Consider the following 21,202-nt stretch of genomic DNA (forward strand, 5'->3'; position numbering starts at 1 on the left):
GGGCAGGCAGCTGCTCCCGATTCTTATGCTCAGCCGTAAAGGGTTTACCCTCATTGAGATCTTATTAGTACTTGTGCTGCTTTCAGTTGCATCGGTCGCTGTCATCTCAACATTACCGCAGAAAAGCTCAGACGAAGCGAAAAGTCAGGCGCTCTCCCTTTATCATCGCTTACAACTTCTCAATGAGGAGGCGATTTTGAGTGGCCGAGATTACGGTGTGCGCTTTGACGAAAAACGCTCGAGTTACCTTTTAATGGCACTTGAGAGCGAAGGTTGGAAAAAACTCGACGATGAACAGATTCCGGAACAAGCACAACTACCTGATTCACTGGCGATGCTCCTGGAGTTAGGTGGAAACAGTTGGAAAGACGAAGATCGACTTTTCAAACCAGGTAGCCTGTTTGATGAGGAGATGTTTGCCGATGTCGAAGATGAGAAAAAGCTCAAGCCGCCGCAAGTGTTTATTATGTCGAGCGGAGAAGTGACCCCATTTTCTATTGCCATTTATCCTCAAGAGCGAAGTGTCGAAAAGGATGCATGGCGCGTAGTGGCAAAAGAAAATGGCCAAATCATTGTTCTAGCCCCGGGAGAGAGCGATGAAGAAGAACAATAAAGGTTTCACCTTGTTAGAGGTGTTGGTTGCATTGGCGATTTTTGCCACCGCTGCCATCGCTACGATTCGTTCAGTGAGTCAGCACATTAATACGCTCAGCTACCTAGAGGAAAAAACCTTCGCTTCAATGGTGGTGGATAATCAAATGGCGAAAGTGATCTTGTCGGGTCGCAAACCCACCAAGAAACAAGGAAGCGAAGAGTTGGCTGGTCGAGAGTGGTTCTGGACAATCGAGCCTGTTTCGACAACTGGCGATTTATTGCAGGCTTTTGATGTCAGTGTGTCAGACCAAAAAGGTGGCGCCTCCATCGTGACGGTAAGAAGCTATGTCGCCAAATAAGCGTTCCCAGCGCCGCCAGCAAGGCTTTACTCTTATTGAGGTTTTGGTTGCGATAGCTATTTTTGCCAGCTTGAGTGTTGGAGCCTATCAAGTGCTAAACCAAGTTCAGCGCAGTAATGAGCTCTCTTTGGAGCGCAGCGAGCGGCTTAAAACCTTGCAGCGCGCCTTGGTCTTTATGAACAATGACTTTCGCCAAATGGCTCTCAGACAAACACGTACTCAAGGTGAGGTGCCGTCGTCACAGCTTGTTCATTGGCAAGATTATCTGCTCGACTCAGACTCCAAAGGGGTGATGTTTGCTCGTAGTGGCTGGCATAACCCACAGCAGCAGTTTCCTCGTGGAGAGGTAACCAAAGTGGGGTATCGAATCAAAGATGAACAACTTGAGCGTGTGTGGTGGCGATACCCAGACACACCAGCAGGGCAAGCGCCTGTGGTGATGCCACTGATTGATAAGGTCGAGAGTTTTGATTTGCGCTTTTTTGATGGTCAAAACTGGCAACAAACGTGGGAAAAGAAAAACGCTCTGCCTCAAGCCATCACGGTCATTTTGGAGCTTAAGGATTACGGGCGCATTGAGCGAATTTATCTCACCAATGGTGGTGAGTTGACGCCGACCGGAGGTACCGATGAGTCGAGTTAAGCCTCAGCGCGGTGTTGCTTTGATCGTCGTATTACTCCTTCTGGCGGTTATGGTCAGTATTGCTGCGAGTATGGCCGATCGCCTATTTGGTCAGTTTAAGCGAGCCACTAATCAAATTAATTACCAGCAAGCCTACTGGTACAGCATTGGCGTCGAAGCCTTGGCTAAGGTTGGTATTGAACAGAGCTACAAAGATGCGGACACCATCAACCTGTCACAGCCTTGGGCGCTCGAAGAGCAGACTTACCCACTTGATTACGGCACCCTAAAAGGCCGATTGGTGGATCAGCAGGCTTGTTTTAACCTCAATGCCTTAGTGGATGCGAAGCAAGATGCTGGCTCAGATAAAGTACCGTATCTTGTCGAGAGCCTACAGAACCTGATGGAACAGTTAGAAGTTGAGAATTACCAAGCAGAAGCGGTTGCCCAGTCCGTATGGGAATTTGTTGACCGAAATACCACGGTTAACTCCGTTTCTGGCGTGGAAGACAGCTACTACGAGTCAATGACGCCTGCCTACTTAGCGGCTAACGGCTTGCTGGCAGACAGTTCTGAATTGCGCGCAATCCACCAAGTCTCTGGCGAGGTGATGAATACCTTAGCGCCTTACGTTTGCGCCATACCCACGACGGAGTTTCGATTGAACGTCAATACCGTTCGCCCAGAGCAAGCAGAACTCCTGAGTGCGTTGTTTCAGCCCCATATCAGTGTCGACCAAGCCAAGCAGGTATTGGAAGATCGACCGTTTGACGGCTGGGCAAGCGTCGAAGACTTTTTGAATGAAGGTGCGTTTGCAAGTATCAAACAAGAAACATTGAAACCCATCAAAGGTTACCTATCGGTTGATAGTAAATATTTTGAAATGGATGCAGAAATACTAGTAGGGGATTCGCGAGTGCGGATTCGTAGCCTGCTATTTAGTGATAATCGAGAAACTGCCACGGTAATTAGCCGTCGCTTTGGAGGTATCGGTGAGCGAGTTTCTGATCGTTCGACTGAGCAATAATACCAACGCCGTCATTCAATGGTTGGTTTGGTCTGAGCAGCAAAAGGAAGTGATCGCGAGCGGAGAGCTGGCGAGTTGGGAGCATCTCTCTGATCTGACCGATTATGCTGACAACCGTCGCACCATTGTGCTGCTATCGACGGCGAGCATTGTTTTGACTGAGGTTGAAATTCCCGCGGGTGGCAGCCGCCAATTTGAAGCCATGCTGCCATTTATTGTTGAAGATGAATTGGCTCAAGATGTAGAGCAGCTTCACTTTACTATTTTGGGTAAACAGGCTGGCCACGCTCAAGTGTGTGCGGTTGAAAAAAGTTGGTTGAAGCAGATTCTTCATGGGTTGGCGGAGGCAGGCTGCCAAGTCCAAAAGGTGATGCCTGACGTGCTGGCGCTACCAACGCAAGAGGGCATCAGCGCGGTTGAGTTAGATGACATGTGGCTACTGAAAAAAGGGCCGCATCAAGGCCTTGCTATTCACTCAGAGTGGCTAGGCATGGTGGCGCAATCGGACTGGGTTAAACAGCAAGATGACTACTTGCCTTTAACCGCGTACTCAGCGTTGCCTGAGCTTACCTTAGCTGACGGGCAAGAGTGGCACAATGGTGAGCCAACGCTCGTGATGCAGATGCTAGCGCAAGAAGCGGTTGGCAGCAAAATTACGTTGCTGACAGGTGAGTTTAAGGCAAAATCGTCGCTAGTTCGTTATTGGAAGGTGTGGCAAAAGGTGGCGGTCGCGGCTGTGGTTCTTATGGCAGTGGTGATGGTCGACAACCTGCTGCAGATTCAACGCTATGAAGCGCAAGCTGCCGCTTATCGCGCCGAGAGTGAACGCATTTTTCGCCAGTCTTTACCGGGAAAAAACAAGATTCCAACGGTGAGTTATCTCAAACGAGAAATGGATCGCGAAGCCAAGCGATTGTCTGGCGGGAGCGTCGATGAATCCATCTTAACTTGGATGACAGGTTTCCCGGCACTACTAAAACAAGTCCCTGGTTTGACGTTAACGAGCTTTAAGTTTGACGCTGCTCGTATAGAAGTTCGAATTCAAGCACAAAGCAAAGACTTCCAAACGTTTGAAAAAGCGCGCGAGTTGTTTGCTGGTAAATATCAGGTGGAGCAAGGTCAGTTGAATCGTTCAGGTACATTGGTGAACGGTTCTTACGTACTGAAGCCATTATAAGGAGCGCATATGAACGCATTATTAGCCCCGCTCCAAACTTGGTGGAGCAAAATAACCCCACGCGAGCAGCGTTTAGTGATGATCTGCTCGGCGTTTATTGCACTGGGTAGCCTTTACTGGGGCGTGATTCAGCCCGTGTCTGAACGTGCAGAGGCTGCGCAAATGCGTATCCAAAGTGAAAAGCAGTTGCTGTCTTGGGTAAAAGAGAAAGCAGATGAGATCAGCCAGTTGCGCAGCCAAACGGGTAAAGTCGTTTCTGGTCAGCCTCTCAACCAAGCCGTTTCTTCGTCCGCTCGTCGCTACAAGGTGGAACTGGTTCGAGTCCAGCCTCGTGGTGAACAGTTGCAAGTGTGGATTGCGCCGATGCCTTTTAACCAGTTTGTTGAATGGATTACGGCCTTGCAGGAAGATCACGGTATTTTGGTTAGCTTCCTTGATATCGACAAAGGCGATCGCGAAGGGATGGTTGAAGTGAAGCGTTTACAGTTGACCAAGGGGTAATGTGTGAAAAAAGTAATCTTACTCACTTTGTTGCTGGTTGTGATTTTTGTCACCAGTGCGGTTGTACACCTTCCAGCGCAGTTGGTTGTGAAGTACGCGCCACTCCCGGGCGCTTTGCAGTTAAGTGGCGTTGAAGGAACGCTATGGAATGGCCGCGCGCAGAGCGTGAGCTGGCAACGAGATAACTTTGGTCAAGTTCAGTGGGAGTTCCAACCAAGCAAGTTATTCTCAGGGCAAGCGGAAGCACAAATCCGTTTTGGTCGTGGCAGCGATATGCAGCTGACGGGTAGAGGTGTTGTTGGTTACCGTTTGTCGGGCGCCTATACAGAGAACCTCATTGCCTCTTTGCCTGTTGAGCAGGTGCTGACATTCGCACCTCGTTTGCCGATTCCGCTCGAGTTAACTGGGCAAGTTGAGCTTAGTGTGAAACACCTGACTTACGCAGCGCCGTATTGCCAAACAGCAGAAGGTAGTGTGGTGTGGAACACGGACACAATTGGCACGCCAGTTGAAGATCTGCAAGTCGGCCCGATTGTGGCGAATTTCACCTGCAGTGATAGCACCATTACCATCAAAGGGGACCAACGCAGTTCTCAGGTTGAGAGCGCCGCAGAAGTGGTTATTCAGCCAAATCAAGATTACCAAAGCACCGCTTGGTTTAAGCCGGGAGAAGAGTTCCCAGCGGCGTTTCGTGAGCAGTTAAGCTGGTTACCTACGCCCGACGGGCAGGGGCGATATCGCTTCAACTATAATGGACGCTTAAGATTCTAAATCTCATCAACAACAAAGGCCGCTTGAACAGCGGCCTTTTCTTATGCTCTCGAAAAGCGTATCAGGTCAGAACGTGGCATAAGCACCTGAAAAACTATTTCATAACAGGAAAGCTGATTTGTACTTTTAACCCACCGCCGCTGCGGTTGTTAACAATAACGGAGCCGTTGTGCTGGCTAACGATGCGTTTCACTATCGCTAAACCTAAGCCCGTACCTTCACTTCCGCGTGCCGTGTCGCCTCGGGTAAAGGGTTCAAAGAGCTTGCCGATTTGGCTCTGTTCAATACCGGGGCCGTTATCTTCTACGCAGACCCAAACCAGTTTGTTGTCGGCGGTAATACCTGTGCTCACCTTGACCCATCCGTTGCCATAACGCAGAGCGTTCACCACCAAGTTGCTCACCGCGCGCTTAATAGCAATCGGGCTCCCTAGGGTTTCTTTCATCGGATGGTAGAGCTGCGTTTCTATTTGCACTTCATAACCGCCTTCCGATGAGGCGACATCATCTGCAATGTCGTTCAAATCGACCTCAATAAACGACTGTTTGTTTACAGGTTTAAGGTAGTCCATAAATTGACTGATGATTTCATTACATTCTTCGGTATCGCCAATGATGCCCTCGGCCAGATAACTGTCTTCGGGCGACATCATTTCTGTTGCTAGGCGAATGCGAGTTAGCGGCGTTCGAAGGTCATGGCTGATCCCCGCCATCAGCAGTGCGCGATCTTCTTCGAGCGCTTGAATGCCTTTCGACATTTGGTTAAAGGCTCGAGTCACCGAACGAATTTCTGACGCGCCTTTTTCAGGAATCGGAGGGGGTATTTCTCCTCGGCCGACGCCTTTCGCTGCCCGTTCAAGCGCGATAAGAGGGCGATTTTGCAATCGGATAAACAGCCAGCCTCCGGCAATGATCAGCAATGCCATAATTAAGCTATTGCGAAACAGCGGCGTAAAGTCTTCCTCTTGCAGCTCTGACAAAGGAATGCGCAACAAGGAGCCGGGAAGGGAGTCTATTTTCATCCACAAAACGTAGCTTTCCGAGCCCAACATCATGCGTACATCGGTAGGAGAGCCAAGTTCGTTGCTCATCTCTTCGCTCATCAGGTCGATGCTCACCGCATGATAGAACTCATCGGCAATCGGGCTATCCTCGGCGTGGATGGTTACGCCTAGTAGTTCTAGCACTCGGCGACGCAGTGGAGCATCCAGCGCCAGTTCATCCTCAAGATTGGCAGAGTCATCAAGCATTAAGTTGATTTCGTGGCTGAGGATTTTATTGAACTGCTGCAAGCTCGGCATGAGGGCGTAGTTAAACACCGCATAGTAGGAATAAATTTGGCTAGCGATCAGCAGTGTAAGGAAAATGACGATAGATTGAGTAAATGAGCTGCGAATACGCATATCAACAACCTTGCTAGTAGGAAAACAAAAAGTGCGAGACAATGTCTCGCACTTTAGCAGAATTCAAATTAGGCTTCTTTGCCATCGGGGACAAAAACGTAACCTAGCCCCCAAACGGTTTGAATATAACGCGGTTTGCTTGGGTCGACCTCAAGCATACGACGTAGGCGCGAGATTTGGACGTCAATAGAGCGCTCCATCGCGGAGTATTCTCGGCCGCGCGCCATGTTCATCAGTTTATCTCGAGACATTGGCTCACGCGCATTGGTGACCAGCGCTTTGAGTACTGCAAACTCACCGGAAGTCAGTGGCATCGCTTCTTCACCGCGGAACATTTCACGTGTCCCTAGGTTTAAGCGGAAATCGCCAAACTCGACCACCGACTCTTCACTACTAGGTGCGCCTGGCAGTTCTGTCGTTTGGCGACGCAAAACTGCTTTGATGCGCGCCAGCAACTCGCGTGGGTTAAACGGTTTTGGTAGGTAATCATCGGCGCCCACTTCAAGACCGACGATACGATCCACTTCGTCCCCTTTGGCTGTCAGCATCAGGATTGGCAGCATGTTATTTGCATTGCGCAGGCGGCGACAAATCGATAAGCCATCTTCACCCGGAAGCATCAAATCGAGCACCATAAGGTGAAAGTTTTCACGGGTCAGTAGTCGGTCCATCTGCTCGCTATTGGCAACGCTGCGTACCTGGAATCCCTGCTCAGACAAGTAACGCTCTAGCAGTGCACGCAGGCGTGCATCGTCATCAACGACTAAAATCTTGTAATTTTCTTGCATGTAGTGATTCCACCTATCAAATACGCTTAGCGCTCAGGACCGGGCTCAGTTGCCCTTTTTTAACCGTCAAAATGTAACACTGTTCTGACTAAAGTGGCGCAAAGAATTGTTAACGTTTATTTCCTTTTTAGCTAATGTATACGTCATATTCAATTCAATATCGTCAGAAACATGAAAACAAACCTAATTACGCGTGAAGGCTTTGATCGACTTAAGAAAGAACTCGATTTTCTGTGGAAAGAAGAACGCCCAGAGGTGACGAAGAAAGTGACGTGGGCCGCCAGCCTAGGCGATCGCAGTGAGAACGCAGATTACCAGTACAACAAGAAGCGTCTGCGCGAAATCGACCGTCGTGTTCGATATTTACGTAAGCGTCTGGAACAAGTCAAAGTGGTGGATTATTCGCCGCAGCAAGAAGGTAAAGTCTTCTTTGGCGCGTGGGTGGAGATTGAAAACGAAGATGGCGATGTAAAGTCGTTTCGAATCGTTGGCCCTGATGAAATCTATGGCGATGCGAAAGGCTATATTTCTATCGACTCGCCAATGGCGCGTGCGTTGCTTAAAAAAGAAGTAGACGACGAGTTTAGCGTTAAAACGCCAGACGGCTTCAAAGATTGGTTTGTCAATCGTATCGACTACAAGGCGTCACTTTAGATTTTGCCTGCCTGCCCCCATATAGACCCGAAACATAAAGAAAGAGATTCAACGGATGAGCCAAGCTATCTGTCATATGATTGCTCAAGAACTGAATGTTCGTACTGAGCAAGTTACTGCTGCTGTTAACTTGATTGATGATGGCAACACAGTCCCATTTATTGCTCGTTACCGTAAAGAGGTGACGGGTGGGTTGGATGATACCCAACTGCGTAATCTAGATAGCCGTTTATCTTACCTGCGTGAACTGGATGACCGTCGTCAGACGATTCTCAAGTCGATTCAAGAACAGGGTAAATTGAGTGCGGAACTTGAAGCGGAAATCAATCAAGCGGACAGCAAAACTCGCCTTGAAGATTTATACCTGCCTTACAAGCCTAAACGCCGTACGAAAGGGCAAATCGCGATTGAAGCGGGTCTAGAGCCTTTGGCGGATAAGCTATGGAATGAGCCGCAAACTGACCCAGATAGTGAAGCCGAACGCTATATCTGCGCCGACAAAGGCGTGGCAGATGCCAAAGCGGCGCTTGATGGTGCCCGCGCGATCATCATGGAGCGCATTGCGGAAGACGCCAACCTGCTAGAAAAGATTCGTCATCACCTTAACCGCAATGCTGAGCTGGTGGCTCGTGTGGTTGAAGGCAAGGAGCGTGAAGGCGAGAAGTTTAAAGACTATTTTGAGCACAACGAAGCTTTGAGCAAAGTCCCTTCGCACCGCGCTTTAGCCATGCTACGCGGCCGTAACGAAGGCTTCCTTACTTTGTCGATGAATGCAGATCCTGAGCAAGAAGAGGGCGTTCGCCAATCGTACTGCGAAACCATCATCGCGGATCATTACGGCATTTCATTAAGCAGTGCGCCGGCGGATGGCTGGCGTAAACAGGTCATTAGTTGGGCATGGCGCATCAAGGTTTCAATGCATATGGAAACCGAGTTGATGGGCGCTATGAAAGAACGCGCTGAAATTGAAGCGATAGAAGTGTTTGCTACCAACTTAAAAGACTTGTTGATGGCAGCGCCTGCTGGCCCGCGTGCTACTCTGGGTCTTGATCCTGGTTTGCGTACTGGGTCGAAGATTGCGGTGGTGGACTCGACAGGTAAAGTTCTTGCCACTGAAACCATCTACCCACATCCACCGCAAAATCAGTATGACAAATCTGCCCAAGTGGTCGCCGCTATGGTTAAGCAATTTAATGTTGATCTGATTGCGATTGGTAATGGTACCGCTTCGCGTGAAACAGACAGTTTTGTGGCTGATCTCATTAAGCGCAATAATCTCAAAGTGCAGAAGATCATGGTCAGCGAAGCGGGGGCATCGGTTTACTCAGCGTCTGAGCTTGCTGCGAAAGAGTTCCCGAATCTAGACGTATCATTGCGCGGCGCAGTATCGATTGCTCGTCGTCTCCAAGACCCTCTAGCAGAGCTGGTTAAAATTGACCCGAAATCAATCGGTGTCGGCCAATACCAACATGATGTCAGCCAATCAATGTTGGCAAAACGTCTTGATGCTGTGGTTGAAGATTGTGTAAACGCGGTGGGTGTGGATGTGAATACCGCCTCTCCGGCACTACTGACTCGCGTTGCGGGGCTCTCCAGCACTATCGCGCAAAACATCGTGGATTACCGCGATGAGCATGGCCGTTTTGAAGCGCGCACCACATTGAAGAAGGTCGCTCGTCTTGGGCCGAAAGCGTTTGAGCAGTGTGCGGGCTTTTTAAGAATTATGGATGGTAAGAATCCGCTTGATGCCTCTTCGGTTCACCCAGAAGCGTACCCTGTGGTGAAAGCGATCGCAGAGAAAAACAGTAAAGATGTGAAATCTCTGATTGGCGATACCCAATTCTTACGCGGTTTGCATGCGGTTGATTACACAGACGACAGCTTCGGTTTGCCAACGGTAACGGACATCATCAAAGAGCTCGACAAGCCAGGTCGAGATCCGCGTCCTGAGTTTAAAACTGCGACCTTTGCTGAAGGGGTGAACTCTGTATCCGATTTGGAACCGGGCATGGTGCTGGAAGGGGTGGTGTCCAATGTGGCGAATTTCGGTGCATTCGTGGATATTGGCGTCCATCAAGATGGCTTAGTGCATATTTCGGCACTGACCGACAAGTACGTTGCTGACCCTCGTGAAGTGGTCAAAGCGGGCGACATTGTTAAAGTGAAAGTGATGGAAGTGGACGTGCAGCGTAAGCGCATTGGTCTTTCGATGCGTTTAACGGATGAGCCGGGGCAAGATAATCGAGCGCAACGTTCATCGGCGCCTCGTGGTCAGCAGCGCCAAGCGCACAACAAGTCTGGCGGTCAACGTCGCCGTGATGAGTCAAGTGGCAACAGCGCAATGGGGGGCGCATTTGCAGCGGCCTTTGCTAAGGCGAAGCGCTAACCGATAAGCTCAGATTGAAAAACAAATCCCCGTCCTTTTCAGGTGCGGGGATTTTTTTCGGTATTTCCTAACTGATGTAGGTACTACAACACCGCTATGACATCAGAAGGCGTATTGGGAGCAACGGCGTGACCATAGTGAAACTTAATCACGGTTCGTCGTTTTTCCATTTTGCCCTCTGTTATCGCCGCATCGATGATGCGTTTGGGTAACCGAAAGCGCATTGCGTAGCCTTTGCCTTGAGTTTCACTGTAGCTATTCAGGGCAAGCAGTTGAAAGATTCGCTCGAGTGTATCTTGCGGGGCTTCCTGAATCGCAACACCTACCTCATCTTGCTCTCCCGCATCGTAGCCTGGATGCTCTGCAGGATCCCAAGAAGATTGTTTGCGCCGCTTATCGTCTGCTTTGACTTGTCGCTCTGCATTACTTTTAGCCAATGCAATCGTCGCTGGGACAGGTTCGCGCACTTTATTGTCGCGTGCTGTCTGCTCCGTTTGAACATTCACCGATGGGGCGATTAGCGGCACACTTACGTTAGTAGGTGATACGAGCATCGCTTTACCTCCTCACGCCCAGCCCGTACTGATAACGCGTTGTGGCGCTATTTTCTTGGCTTGCTTATTTATCGACCAATGGAGTCAAAAATTTAGCGTATCGAGTGTAATAAATTGTTATTTCTCACTGATGAAGCGACTAACTTGCTGACAAAACTCATGAAGTTCTGTCATGAAGGGGGCGTGAGATGACGCGCCAAACATATAACTCTCACTCAGAGGCATGATTTTATCGACATCACTCGCCACTTTAGCCGGTACCAGACCATCCAATCGTCCGTACAGACGTAAGGTCGGGATTTCGATACTAGAGAGCAGATCGCGATAATCGATGTCTGCCAGTAAGTTTAAGCCCGCGAGCAATGACTTAGGGTTGGGCGTTGGCCGTGATAATACCGCTTTTTTTAGGGCTTTCACGTCTTGACGTGCCGAGGGGCTCCCCATCGCTTGAAGTGCCATAAACCGTTCAATCGTCAGTTGAAAATCTTCGACCAATTGCTCGGTGAATGCTGACAATACGTTGGGTTGAATACCTCGCCACGGACGTTCTGCGGCAAATTTTGGAGAGCTAGCAACGGTAATCAGCTTGGTAACTCGCTCTGGGTGATGCGCGGTGATGTGTGTTGCGAGCAAGCCACCCAGTGACCAGCCCAACCAAACGGCTTGCTGTGGGGCGTCGGCAAGGACCAGTTCAGCCATCTGCTCAATGGAATCAAAATGGTGCTGGTGGCTGTGACCAAAACCAGGCAGGTCGACGACATGGACGCGATAGCACTGGCTGAGCTCTTCCACGGCCTGATGCCAAACTGCGCCGTTCATCCCCCAACCGTGGAGTAACACCAAATCTTGGCCTTCGCCAGAACTTTGCCAATGCAGAGGCGTTGTTGTGCTCTCAGTCTGTACCACTTTTCTCATCCTTTTGCTGTGCTCAATCGGGCCACAATAGCACGACGTATTGCCGACAAATCGTGCAGAAAGGCTATGTTATCGCATTGGAGAAAGAAGTACATAACAGACCTGTTGCCTGTGCAATGTGAGGTGTGTGGACTCAGGGTTGTCGGTGACCAAAATCTCTCTTGGTTGTGCGAGCATTGTTTGGCGTACTTTGCGCCTCAATCTCGGTGTCAGCGGTGCGGTTTGCCAACGGTGTCTGACGTTCTTGAGTGTGGTCGCTGTTTAACATCACCGCCACTTTGGTCAAAACTGTACTGCGTGGGTGACTATCAAGCGCCCTTGTCTCGCTATGTTCATCAACTAAAATACGAACGTCAGTTTTGGGTGGCGGAAAAACTAGCAGAGCTGTTCGTTCCAACAGTGAGTGACCCTGCACCTCTTATTACGTCGGTGCCCTTGCATTGGCGGCGTCACGCTTATCGTGGTTTCAATCAAAGTGAGTTATTGGCGATGGCCATTGCTCGTCAACTGAAGGTGATGTATTCCCCTCTCTTTAAGCGAGTCCGCGCGACATCCCCTCAGCAGGGGAAAAATCGTCAGCAGCGTATGGCGAACTTGCATCAAGTTTTTACACTCAAAGGTGGGGTTGCAGCAAAACGTATTGCGATTGTTGATGATGTTCTCACCACAGGCAGTACGGTGCATCATTTATGCAAATTACTGCTTGATGCGGGCGTCGAAAGCGTTGATATTTACACGATATGCCGTACTCCTGAACCTGCAGATAAGAGCGACTAGATGAGTTTTCGTCGTCAAGGGCTAGATCTTGGCAAAATCAGGAGTAGAATGGTGACCAAATATCCTACAAATTTACTCAGGTATTCGTCGTGTCAAATCCTATTACAATTACAGAAAATGCACAGTCGCATTTTGCTAATCTTCTGAGCCAACAGCCAGAAGGTACTAACATTCGTGTATTCGTTGTGAACCCAGGAACTCAAAACGCAGAGTGTGGCGTTTCTTACTGCCCACCGGAAGCGGTTGAGTCAACGGATACTGAGCTGGCATACGAGCACTTTTCTGCGTTCGTTGATGAACTTAGCCTGCCGTTTCTTGAAGACGCTGAAATCGACTTTGTGACAGACAAAATGGGCTCTCAGCTGACGTTGAAAGCACCGAATGCCAAGATGCGTAAAGTGTCTGACGACGCACCTTTGGTAGAGCGCGTTGAGTATGTGATTCAAACTCAAGTGAACCCTCAGCTTGCAGGTCACGGTGGCCACGTTAACTTGGTGGAAATCACTGAAGAAGGCATTGCTATCGTCGCGTTTGGTGGTGGTTGTAACGGCTGTTCAATGGTTGATGTGACACTAAAAGAAGGCATCGAAAAAGAGCTACTTCAACAGTTTGAAGGTGAGCTAACGGCTGTCCGTGATGCAACAGAGCACGATCGTGGTGAGCACTCTTACTACTAATATCGTGTGGTGCATGAGCGTTCATGTTTAACCATATGCAATACAAAGGGTTGACGGAAAAGTCAGCCCTTTTTTTGATTTCAAACGAGAGCAATTTCTCATATATTAATAGCTTCATCTTATGCTAAGGAGCGCGTTCATGGCGAAACGGAACCCACCAGAAATTCTGGCTAAACAAGCCGTTGCACAATCACGATTGTTTACCATTGAGGCGATGGATTTGCGTTTTAGTAACGGTGAAGAACGCACTTATGAGCGTATGAAGCCCAGTGGTCGCAATGCCGTCATGATGGTGCCTGTGACAGAGCAGGGTGATTTACTCTTGGTGCGAGAGTATGCTGCGGGAACCGAGCGTTACGAGCTGGGGTTCCCTAAAGGTCTGATTGACCCGGGAGAAACGCCGTTTGACGCGGCCGATCGAGAACTTAAAGAAGAGATCGGTTTTGGCGCACGTAAGCTGACGCCACTGAAAGATGTGGTCTTAGCACCGTCTTATTTCTCCAGCAAAATGACCCTGTTTATTGCAGAGGATCTATACTCAGAACAGTTAGAGGGTGATGAGCCAGAGCCGCTAGAGATCATTCGTTGGCCTCTTGCGCAAGCCGAAGAGCTCCTCACTCATCTCGATTTTTGCGAAGCGCGCAGTATTACCGCGTTGCTACTCGCTCTGCGTACCTTAAAACCATAAATAAAGCAGAGTGATAAGGATGGATTATGCCAATGACAGAAGACCTTTCCCATCATTTGCCTGCAGTGATTGAAGTCGCCCGTTCAGCCGGGCAGCTTATTCTCGATATCTATGAGAAAAAAGAGTATCAAGAGTACACCAAAAGTGATGAGACCCCCGTTACCAGTGCTGACATCGCGGCACACAAACTGATTGTTGAGAAACTGTCAGAACTGACGCCAGATATTCCTGTGTTATCGGAAGAGGCGGCGGATATTAGTTTGGAGCAGCGCTCACAATGGAATCGCTATTGGTTGGTGGACCCGCTGGATGGCACTCAAGAATTCATTGCACGCAGTGGGGATTTTGCGACCATTATTGCCTTAGTGGAAGATAACAAGCCTGTGATGGGTGTGGTATACGGCCCCGTTTCTGGGGTCACGTATTATGCCTATCAAGGAAAAGGGGCTTGGAAAATCCCTGACATGAGTGAGAGCGTGAGCATCAATACGCATCAGCATGACGGACAGGCGCACCCTATTGCCATTGCGATTAGCCGTCGTCAGGACATTAATCGCATTACAAACCGCATGAGCAGTGCGTGGAATTACGATCTGGTACCTTTGGGCTCGGCGGCGCTAAAAGCGTGTTTGGTTGCGGAAGGAGCGGTGGATTGCTACCTTCGTTTGGGCCCCACTGGGGAGTGGGACACCGCGGCGACGCAGTGCATTGTGGAAGAAGCCGGAGGTCGAATCCTCAGTACACAACTTGCGCCACTTTCATACAACGAGCGTGAGTCACTGGAAAACCCAAACTTTATCGTCTTGGGTGATGAAACCTTACCTTGGGACGAGATTCTTAAGGTCAAAGATTAGCCGCTAGCGCAAAAACAAAAGGAGACACTTGTTAAGAGTGGCTCCTTTTTTGTTTCTTCGTATCTGGCATCGCTTTCTTGCTACGCTTTGGAGTACACGTCCCTATCACCTAACCAGCGGTCAATAATCGCTGCAGCGTTGTCAGGGTAATGGTCGTGTATATGGCGAGCGATACGTTGCACTTCAGGAATTAAGCGCTGATCGCGCACTAAGTCTGCAATCTTGAAATCCGCTATGCCCGTTTGTTTGGTACCTAATAACTCACCTGGGCCTCGAATCTCTAAATCACGCTGTGCAATCACAAAGCCATCGTTACTTTCACGCAGCACGGCTAGGCGCTTTTGCGCGGTTTTCGATAGGGGTGAATGGTAGAGCAGCACACAATGGCTGGCAACGCTGCCTCGACCTACACGACCACGCAGCTGGTGCAACTGCGCCAAACCCAAGCGCTCGGGGTTTTCGATGATCATCAAGCTAGAGTTAGGCACATCAACGCCAACTTCAATCACCGTTGTGGCAACCAGCAGGTGTAGTTTGTTGTCTTTGAAATCCTGCATCACAGCTTGTTTCTCTGCCGGCTTCATGCGGCCGTGGACCAAGCCAATCTTCACGTCTGGCAATTTACGTTGTAGCTCCTCGGCGGTATCAGCAGCAGCTTGAGCCTCTAACACCTCAGATTCATCAATTAATGTGCACACCCAATACGCTTGCTTACCCTCGTTGAGGCAGGCATTTCTGACTCGCTCAACAATATCGTCTCGTTTTGTATCGGGAATGGCGACGGTTTGAATTGGCGTCCTGCCTGGTGGGAGTTCATCAATGACTGATGTCTCGAGATCCGCATAAGCGGTCATCGCCAAGGTGCGCGGGATCGGTGTCGCTGTCATGATCAACTGGTGCGGGTAGGTCCCTTGTTTTTCGCCTTTTTCACGCAGTTCAAGACGTTGATGAACGCCAAATCGGTGTTGTTCATCAATGATGACTAACGCGAGATGATCAAAAGCAACATGTTCTTGAAAGAGCGCGTGAGTGCCGACCACCATTTGCGCTTCGCCGCTGGCAATGCGAGCTAACTCGGCCTCTTTGGCTTTGCCTTTTAGTTTGCCCGCCAGCCAGCCAACCTTGATGCCCATGGGTTCAAACCAGTTAGCAAAGTTGATTGCGTGCTGCTCTGCGAGAAGCTCAGTTGGCGCCATAAGAGCGACTTGATAGCCGTGCTCAAGAGCGCGCACTGCAGCTAAAGCAGCGACTAAGGTTTTACCTGAGCCAACGTCGCCTTGCACCAAGCGCATCATCGGGTGGGGCTTAGCCAAATCTTGTTCTATCTCGCCCACGACTCGTGCTTGAGCATTGGTTGGCGTGAACGGCAATTGGTTGAGCAGTTGCTGTTTGAGTTGATGTGACTCACCCAGAGGTAGCGCTGCGTCTTGCAGACCCTTACTGCGAACCGACAGCATCGAGAGATTTTGTGCCAGTAACTCTTCCATGATCAGGCGAATTTGCGCTGGATTTTTCCCTTCATCAAATTGGTCTAAATCCATGTTGGGCGGTGGGCGATGAATGGTATGCAGCGCCTGCCCGAGTGTGATTTGGTGATCGTATAACCCTGCCGGAAGTAGCTCTTGCACGGTTGATTTATCCAGTAGTGCCAAAGCTTGCTCTGTCAGATTACGCAGAGTGATCTGGCGTAATCCTTCTGTGGTTGGGTAGACCGGCGTCAGTGTTTCCTCAACGTCGGTTTTCTGGTTTGGGGCGTAAAATTTGTAGTCTGGATGAACAATCTCTAAACCAAAGCCACCGCGTTTGACTTCTCCATAAGCATGAACAGTTTTGCCTTCTGCAAAATTGTTCTTCATTGCGGCGGTAAAGTTGAAAAAGCGCAGCGTAATCGTACCGTTGCCATCGCTCAGTTTCACTGTCAGCATTTTTCGCTTACCAAACAGCGTATCGACGGCCATTACTTTGCCTTGGACCGCCGCCCATAGGCCCGCATGCAGTTTGGCGATTGGGTAGATTCGAGTCCGGTCTTCGTAGCGCAGTGGAAGATGGAAAAGCAAGTCTTGGACGGAGTGAAGCCCAACTTTTGCCAGTTTCTCAGCCACTTTTGCTCCCACACCGGTGAGAGAAGTTAATGGAATCGCAGATAGCAGTTGGGACATAGCAAGGCTCGGTAAGTCATTCAATCTAATCTAGATAGTTAACCACCGAGCTGTGTTTTTGTACAGGGATTTTTGGCTGGTTACTTCTTCTGCATCTCAGCCCACCAAGACTCATCGGCGACGATTTGGCCTTGGTCATCGAGCGGTGGGTAGGCAAGGCCTTTGCGTTTGGCAACTTTCGCCAGAACAGGGTGACCGCGTTCAAATAGGGTTCGATGGATGACTTCTTCAGGAATGGCGCTGACTTCGTTGTCGTACATACCTGCGGCTTCACGTTGGCGCTGCGCTTCATACAGGATGACCGCGCTCGCCACAGAGACGTTGAGTGACTGAACCATGCCAATCATAGGGATGATGATATCTTGGTCGGCCAGTTGTTTCGCTTGCTCGGATGCGCCCGTCTTTTCGCTGCCCAAAATGATGGCGGTTGGTTTGGTGTAGTCAATCTCGCGAAAATCGACGGCGGTTTCAGACAAGTTGGTCACAAGGACTTGCATGCCTTGTGATTTCAGCTCATTGATGGCGTCTTCGATAGAGTCATGGGTTTCAACGTCGACCCAATTGCGCGCGCCTGCTGAAGTATGGCTTAGTGTGCGCATTTCATTTGGCCAAACCGCATGGACTTTATGAACTCCCGTCGCGTCGGCGGTGCGAATAACGGCAGAAACATTGTTTGGCTTATGCACTTCTTCCAAGCAGAGTGTGAGGTCTGCTTGGCGAGCTTTGAGGACTTCTTGGATTCGGTTGTAGCGTTCTAAATTCATAACAATAACTTACTTACAAAAATGTCCCTGAAACCAGTGGCTTCAAGGACATTTAGATTCAACGAGTGAGTTGATTAATTCTTACGACGGCGAACCTTGAGCGTCTGCGGCATAGCTTTAATTTTGCGCATGATACCAGCAAGGTGAACACGATCTTTGGTAGTCAGCAGTACCGTCACGGTATAGAGTCGGCCGTCTCGCTCTTCGGTCGACAAACCATGAATGTTGGACCCTGTTTTGGAGATAACATTGGTTAGCTCTGCCAGTGCACCTTGACGATTTTGCACATCGACTCTTAATTCAGTAATGAACTCTTGGTCGTATTCGGCAGACCATTCTACCGCCATGTACTTGTCAGGCTCTTTTTGGTAGCCGCGCACGTTAGGACAGGTTTCACGGTGAACCACTAAGCCGCGACCTGGAGAGACATGGGCAATGATGTGGTCATCTGGAATTGGGTGACAACAGTTAGCGAAAGTGAGGAGTAAACCTTCTGCTCCGCGGATCGGCAGTTTTTTCTTCGAGTTGTCATCGGGTCCTGCGACCTCGGTGAGTTCATCTGCATCACCGAGTAGGCGGCGTGCAATCACAATACTCATCAGTTCGCCTAGGCCAATATCGGCCAGCAAATCATCAATCGATGCGACTTTCAGATCACTGAGGACGTGAGCGATGTTCTCTTCGCTAATGTCAGAAAGCGACAATTCACCCAGTGCGTGGTTGAGCAGACGACGACCCAGTGTGATGGATTCTTCGCGGCGCATGGTTTTCAGCACTTGACGAATTTTGGTACGAGCACGAGATGTCACGACATAGTTGAGCCATGCTGCATTCGGACGAGCGCCCGGCGCGCTAATGATCTCGATGGTCTGACCGTTTTTCAGTGCTTTGCTCAAAGGGTAAGGGTTACGGTCAACGCGCGCGCCCACACAAGTGTTACCCACATCGGTATGCACGGCGTAAGCAAAATCAACCGCAGTTGCACCGACAGGCAGTTCTACAATTCGACCTTTTGGCGTGAAGACGTAAATCTCATCAGGGAAGAGATCAGATTTTACGTTTTCGATGAACTCAAAGGAGTTGCCTGCACTTTGTTGAAGCTCGAGTAGGCTCTGCATCCAACGCTGCGCTTTAACCTGAGCCGTTGTACCAGAGCGATCGCCGTTGCCTTTGTATGACCAGTGCGCAGCGACACCTTTGTCCGCCATTTGGTCCATGTCTTCGGTACGGATTTGTACTTCAACCGGCACGCCATGCGGACCAACCATTGAGGTGTGCAGAGATTGGTAGCCATTAGCCTTAGGCACGGCAATGTAATCTTTCATGCGGCCTGGACGTGGCTTGTACAAGCTGTGTACTTGACCTAACACTCGGTAACAGGTGTCTGCGCTTTCTACGACGACCCGGAATGCGTAAATATCCATAATGGTATGGAAGCGTTGCTCTTTGGTCTTCATCTTGTTGTAGATGGAGAACAAATTCTTTTCGCGGCCAAACACGCGAGCCTTGAGACCAACTTCTTCTAGTCGACCTTCAATCTCAGTGTGAATGCGCTGAATCATCTCTTTTCGGTTACCACGAGCCGCCTTAACCACCTCTTTGAGGACGCGATAGCGATTAGGGTAGAGGGCTTCAAAGCCAAGCTCTTCTAGCTCAGTTTTGATGTTGTGGATACCGAGGCGGTGAGCCAAAGGAGAGTAAATTTCGAGAGTTTCGCGGGCGATTCGACGCTTTTTGTCTGGACGAAGTGCACCTAACGTACGCATGTTGTGTGTACGGTCTGCAAGCTTAATGAGGATAACGCGGATGTCTTGCACCATGGCAAGGACCATCTTACGAAAGTTCTCGGCTTGAGCCTCTTTGCGATCACGAAATTTAAGCTTATCCAGCTTAGATACACCATCCACTAGTTCAGCAACGGTATTGCCAAATTGTTCTTCCAGTTCTTCTTTGGTGACTTCGGTGTCTTCAATCACATCGTGGAGAAGTGCCGCTTGGAGAGTCTCAATATCAAGGCGCATTTCAGCCAAAATACGAGCAACAGCAACGGGGTGGATAATGTACGGTTCACCGCTAGAGCGGGTTTGCCCTTCATGGGCGTCTTTCGCTACCACATAAGATTGACGCAGAGCCTCAATTTGAGGCTCTGTTAGGTATTCTTGGGCAACGTCTTTGAGGCTATCGAATAGATACAAACTTTAGGCCCGAAAAGATAGTTGTAGTGAAGAGAGTCAGATTAGCGGTTGTGAGCGATGCTGCTTACTGCTGCTAATTCTGCTGCTTCTTGCTCTTGCTGTTCCTGACGCTCACGAGCATCTAGGATCTCTTTAGTGATAAGGCTTTCTTCGATTTCGCGTAGAGCGATAACCGTTGGCTTATCGTTCTCTTCTGGCACTAGTGAATCTTTACCGCCAGTTTGCATTTGACGAGCGCGGCGAGCCGCAATGAGAACTAGGTCGAAACGGTTGCCAACTTTTTCAACAGCGTCTTGAACAGTTACGCGTGCCATGAGGACTCCAAATAGTTAACTAAAATTTTGTATGACGAGAAATTATACAGGCTGACGGTTCCTAGTGTCTAGACTTATGTATCTAGCCAAGCTAGGAAAGATCATCAAAAGATCCTCAGATCGTTTGTCGATTCAGCCTGCAAAAATAGAAATTACTCTGCTAACAGAGCGTCAAGCATGCCTTTATATTTAGCAGCTTGCTTGTCTTGCTTCAATCTTTCTGCACGGATGATGGCTTTGAAGTCCATAAGGGCATTGTCAAAATCATCATTAACGATCACGTAGTCGTACTCGTTGTAGTGTGAAATTTCTGATTTGGCTTCAGCCATGCGTTTGGCAATGACGGCTTCGCTATCTTGGCCTCGAGCATTCAAACGACGCTCAAGTTCACCATTTGATGGTGGCAAAATAAATAGGCTTTTCGCTTGTGGCATTTGCTCACGGATTTGGCGTGCGCCTTGCCAGTCGATGTCTAGGAATACGTCGATGCCTTTATCTAGGTTCTCTTCAATCCAAATACGTGATGTACCGTAGTAGTTACCGAATACTTCGGCATACTCAAGGAAGGCGCCTTGCTCAATCAGCTCTTCAAAGTGTTCTTTCTGCACGAAATGGTAATGAACACCATCTTGCTCCCCAGGGCGCATGCCGCGAGTCGTATGCGATACAGACACCTTCATTGCGTAAGTAGGGTTGGTTTCTAGCATTGCTGAAATCAAGCTCGATTTTCCCGCGCCGCTTGGTGCAGATACGATATAAAGAGTGCCTTTGCCCATAGGTACAATTCCACGTTTGGTTTGATGTTATCGATGAGAAAGTATCGACGTATTTTAAAGATAGCACTGACCGTACTTGATCGCCGAGATGGTGAAAATTAGGTCAGAAAAATGGAGGCGAAGAGTAGCACAAATCGTCAATTTAGAACAACTACAACCCATTTTAGTGTGAACATCAGAATGGGGCTTGTGCTTCGGTGAGTGATTTACGGGAATTGTTGATCGATAGCAAACGTTTGCTTGGTTTT

The 21,202-nt window shown here is 49.4% G+C and carries 22 protein-coding genes; 13 read left to right on the forward strand and 9 right to left on the reverse strand.

Going from position 1 to position 21,202, the window contains the following annotated elements; genetic code table 11:
- The first annotated feature begins 25 nt into the window (after window positions 1–25).
- From gspH to U9J37_RS11895, 7 genes are read left to right on the forward strand one after another with little or no spacing between them, the layout of a single operon-like run.
- Window positions 26–613 carry a type II secretion system minor pseudopilin GspH gene (gene gspH / locus U9J37_RS11865; RefSeq protein WP_005472571.1) on the forward strand — a complete coding sequence of 196 codons (588 nt, stop codon included), beginning with the start codon at window positions 26–28 and terminating at the stop codon, window positions 611–613.
- A complete protein-coding gene (gene gspI / locus U9J37_RS11870) occupies window positions 597–953 on the forward strand; it encodes a type II secretion system minor pseudopilin GspI (RefSeq protein ID WP_005472493.1) in 357 nt (118 codons plus the stop codon). Before gspH ends, gspI begins: the two co-directional genes overlap by 17 nt.
- Entirely contained in the window at window positions 940–1,596 is a 657-nt protein-coding gene (gspJ, locus tag U9J37_RS11875; protein ID WP_005472512.1) for a type II secretion system minor pseudopilin GspJ, read from the forward strand. Before gspI ends, gspJ begins: the two co-directional genes overlap by 14 nt.
- Complete coding sequence (gspK, locus tag U9J37_RS11880; protein ID WP_005472558.1) at window positions 1,583–2,602, forward strand: type II secretion system minor pseudopilin GspK; 1,020 nt, start codon at window positions 1,583–1,585, stop codon at window positions 2,600–2,602. Before gspJ ends, gspK begins: the two co-directional genes overlap by 14 nt.
- The gene (gspL, locus tag U9J37_RS11885) at window positions 2,568–3,779 is read left to right on the forward strand and encodes a type II secretion system protein GspL (protein ID WP_005472454.1); all 1,212 of its coding nucleotides are present in this window, start codon (window positions 2,568–2,570) and stop codon (window positions 3,777–3,779) included. The genes gspK and gspL overlap by 35 nt, the downstream gene beginning before the upstream one ends.
- Window positions 3,780–3,788: 9 nt before the next feature.
- Window positions 3,789–4,280 carry a type II secretion system protein M gene (locus tag U9J37_RS11890; protein ID WP_005472517.1) on the forward strand — a complete coding sequence of 164 codons (492 nt, stop codon included), beginning with the start codon at window positions 3,789–3,791 and terminating at the stop codon, window positions 4,278–4,280.
- A gap of 3 nt (window positions 4,281–4,283) precedes the next feature.
- Window positions 4,284–5,051 carry a type II secretion system protein N gene (locus tag U9J37_RS11895; RefSeq protein WP_005472595.1) on the forward strand — a complete coding sequence of 256 codons (768 nt, stop codon included), beginning with the start codon at window positions 4,284–4,286 and terminating at the stop codon, window positions 5,049–5,051.
- 94 nt (window positions 5,052–5,145) lie between these two features.
- Here U9J37_RS11895 and envZ read toward each other — a convergent pair whose 3' ends face one another.
- On the reverse strand, window positions 5,146–6,453 hold the full coding sequence (gene envZ / locus U9J37_RS11900; RefSeq protein WP_005472533.1) for a two-component system sensor histidine kinase EnvZ: 1,308 nt from the start codon (window positions 6,451–6,453) through the stop codon (window positions 5,146–5,148).
- Between the two features lie 68 nt (window positions 6,454–6,521).
- The gene (gene ompR / locus U9J37_RS11905) at window positions 6,522–7,241 is read right to left on the reverse strand and encodes an osmolarity response regulator transcription factor OmpR (protein ID WP_005472616.1); all 720 of its coding nucleotides are present in this window, start codon (window positions 7,239–7,241) and stop codon (window positions 6,522–6,524) included.
- 171 nt (window positions 7,242–7,412) lie between these two features.
- Between ompR and greB the strand changes: the two genes are divergently transcribed.
- Together greB and U9J37_RS11915 are read left to right on the forward strand one after the other, a co-directional pair.
- Window positions 7,413–7,895, forward strand: a complete 483-nt coding sequence (gene greB, locus U9J37_RS11910) for a transcription elongation factor GreB (protein WP_005472596.1) — start codon at window positions 7,413–7,415, stop codon at window positions 7,893–7,895.
- Between the two features lie 55 nt (window positions 7,896–7,950).
- Window positions 7,951–10,281 carry a Tex family protein gene (locus tag U9J37_RS11915; RefSeq protein WP_005472563.1) on the forward strand — a complete coding sequence of 777 codons (2,331 nt, stop codon included), beginning with the start codon at window positions 7,951–7,953 and terminating at the stop codon, window positions 10,279–10,281.
- A gap of 83 nt (window positions 10,282–10,364) precedes the next feature.
- Here U9J37_RS11915 and U9J37_RS11920 read toward each other — a convergent pair whose 3' ends face one another.
- Window positions 10,365–10,835 carry a hypothetical protein gene (locus U9J37_RS11920; RefSeq protein WP_005472607.1) on the reverse strand — a complete coding sequence of 157 codons (471 nt, stop codon included), beginning with the start codon at window positions 10,833–10,835 and terminating at the stop codon, window positions 10,365–10,367.
- A gap of 117 nt (window positions 10,836–10,952) precedes the next feature.
- Window positions 10,953–11,750 carry a pimeloyl-ACP methyl ester esterase BioH gene (gene bioH / locus U9J37_RS11925; RefSeq protein ID WP_005472609.1) on the reverse strand — a complete coding sequence of 266 codons (798 nt, stop codon included), beginning with the start codon at window positions 11,748–11,750 and terminating at the stop codon, window positions 10,953–10,955.
- Window positions 11,751–11,981: 231 nt separating this feature from the next.
- Here bioH and U9J37_RS11930 point away from each other — a divergent pair, with 231 nt between their 5' ends.
- From U9J37_RS11930 to cysQ, 4 genes are all read left to right on the forward strand, one after another.
- Window positions 11,982–12,527, forward strand: a complete 546-nt coding sequence (locus U9J37_RS11930) for a ComF family protein (protein ID WP_322413819.1) — start codon at window positions 11,982–11,984, stop codon at window positions 12,525–12,527.
- A gap of 89 nt (window positions 12,528–12,616) precedes the next feature.
- Window positions 12,617–13,204, forward strand: coding sequence for a Fe-S biogenesis protein NfuA (nfuA, locus tag U9J37_RS11935; protein WP_005472515.1), 588 nt, complete (start codon window positions 12,617–12,619; stop codon window positions 13,202–13,204).
- Window positions 13,205–13,343: 139 nt separating this feature from the next.
- Entirely contained in the window at window positions 13,344–13,892 is a 549-nt protein-coding gene (nudE, locus tag U9J37_RS11940) for an ADP compounds hydrolase NudE (protein ID WP_005472520.1), read from the forward strand.
- A gap of 26 nt (window positions 13,893–13,918) precedes the next feature.
- The gene (gene cysQ, locus U9J37_RS11945; protein WP_005472614.1) at window positions 13,919–14,746 is read left to right on the forward strand and encodes a 3'(2'),5'-bisphosphate nucleotidase CysQ; all 828 of its coding nucleotides are present in this window, start codon (window positions 13,919–13,921) and stop codon (window positions 14,744–14,746) included.
- 80 nt (window positions 14,747–14,826) lie between these two features.
- Here the strand turns inward: cysQ and recG are convergent, their stop codons facing one another.
- The 5 genes from recG to gmk form a co-directional block, all read right to left on the reverse strand.
- On the reverse strand, window positions 14,827–16,905 hold the full coding sequence (recG, locus tag U9J37_RS11950) for an ATP-dependent DNA helicase RecG (protein WP_005472524.1): 2,079 nt from the start codon (window positions 16,903–16,905) through the stop codon (window positions 14,827–14,829).
- Between the two features lie 80 nt (window positions 16,906–16,985).
- Window positions 16,986–17,669 (reverse strand): tRNA (guanosine(18)-2'-O)-methyltransferase TrmH, encoded by a 684-nt coding sequence (gene trmH, locus U9J37_RS11955; RefSeq protein ID WP_005472507.1) that lies wholly within the window; start codon window positions 17,667–17,669, stop codon window positions 16,986–16,988.
- Window positions 17,670–17,743: 74 nt separating this feature from the next.
- On the reverse strand, window positions 17,744–19,864 hold the full coding sequence (gene spoT, locus U9J37_RS11960) for a bifunctional GTP diphosphokinase/guanosine-3',5'-bis pyrophosphate 3'-pyrophosphohydrolase (RefSeq protein ID WP_005472457.1): 2,121 nt from the start codon (window positions 19,862–19,864) through the stop codon (window positions 17,744–17,746).
- 41 nt (window positions 19,865–19,905) lie between these two features.
- Window positions 19,906–20,178, reverse strand: coding sequence for a DNA-directed RNA polymerase subunit omega (gene rpoZ / locus U9J37_RS11965; protein WP_005472463.1), 273 nt, complete (start codon window positions 20,176–20,178; stop codon window positions 19,906–19,908).
- Between the two features lie 152 nt (window positions 20,179–20,330).
- Complete coding sequence (gene gmk, locus U9J37_RS11970) at window positions 20,331–20,954, reverse strand: guanylate kinase (RefSeq protein ID WP_005472456.1); 624 nt, start codon at window positions 20,952–20,954, stop codon at window positions 20,331–20,333.
- Window positions 20,955–21,202: the final 248 nt, after the last annotated feature.

The organism is Vibrio sp. 16 (genome assembly GCF_963681195.1).
In the GTDB taxonomy this organism is placed as follows: Bacteria; Pseudomonadota; Gammaproteobacteria; order Enterobacterales; family Vibrionaceae; genus Vibrio; species Vibrio sinaloensis_D.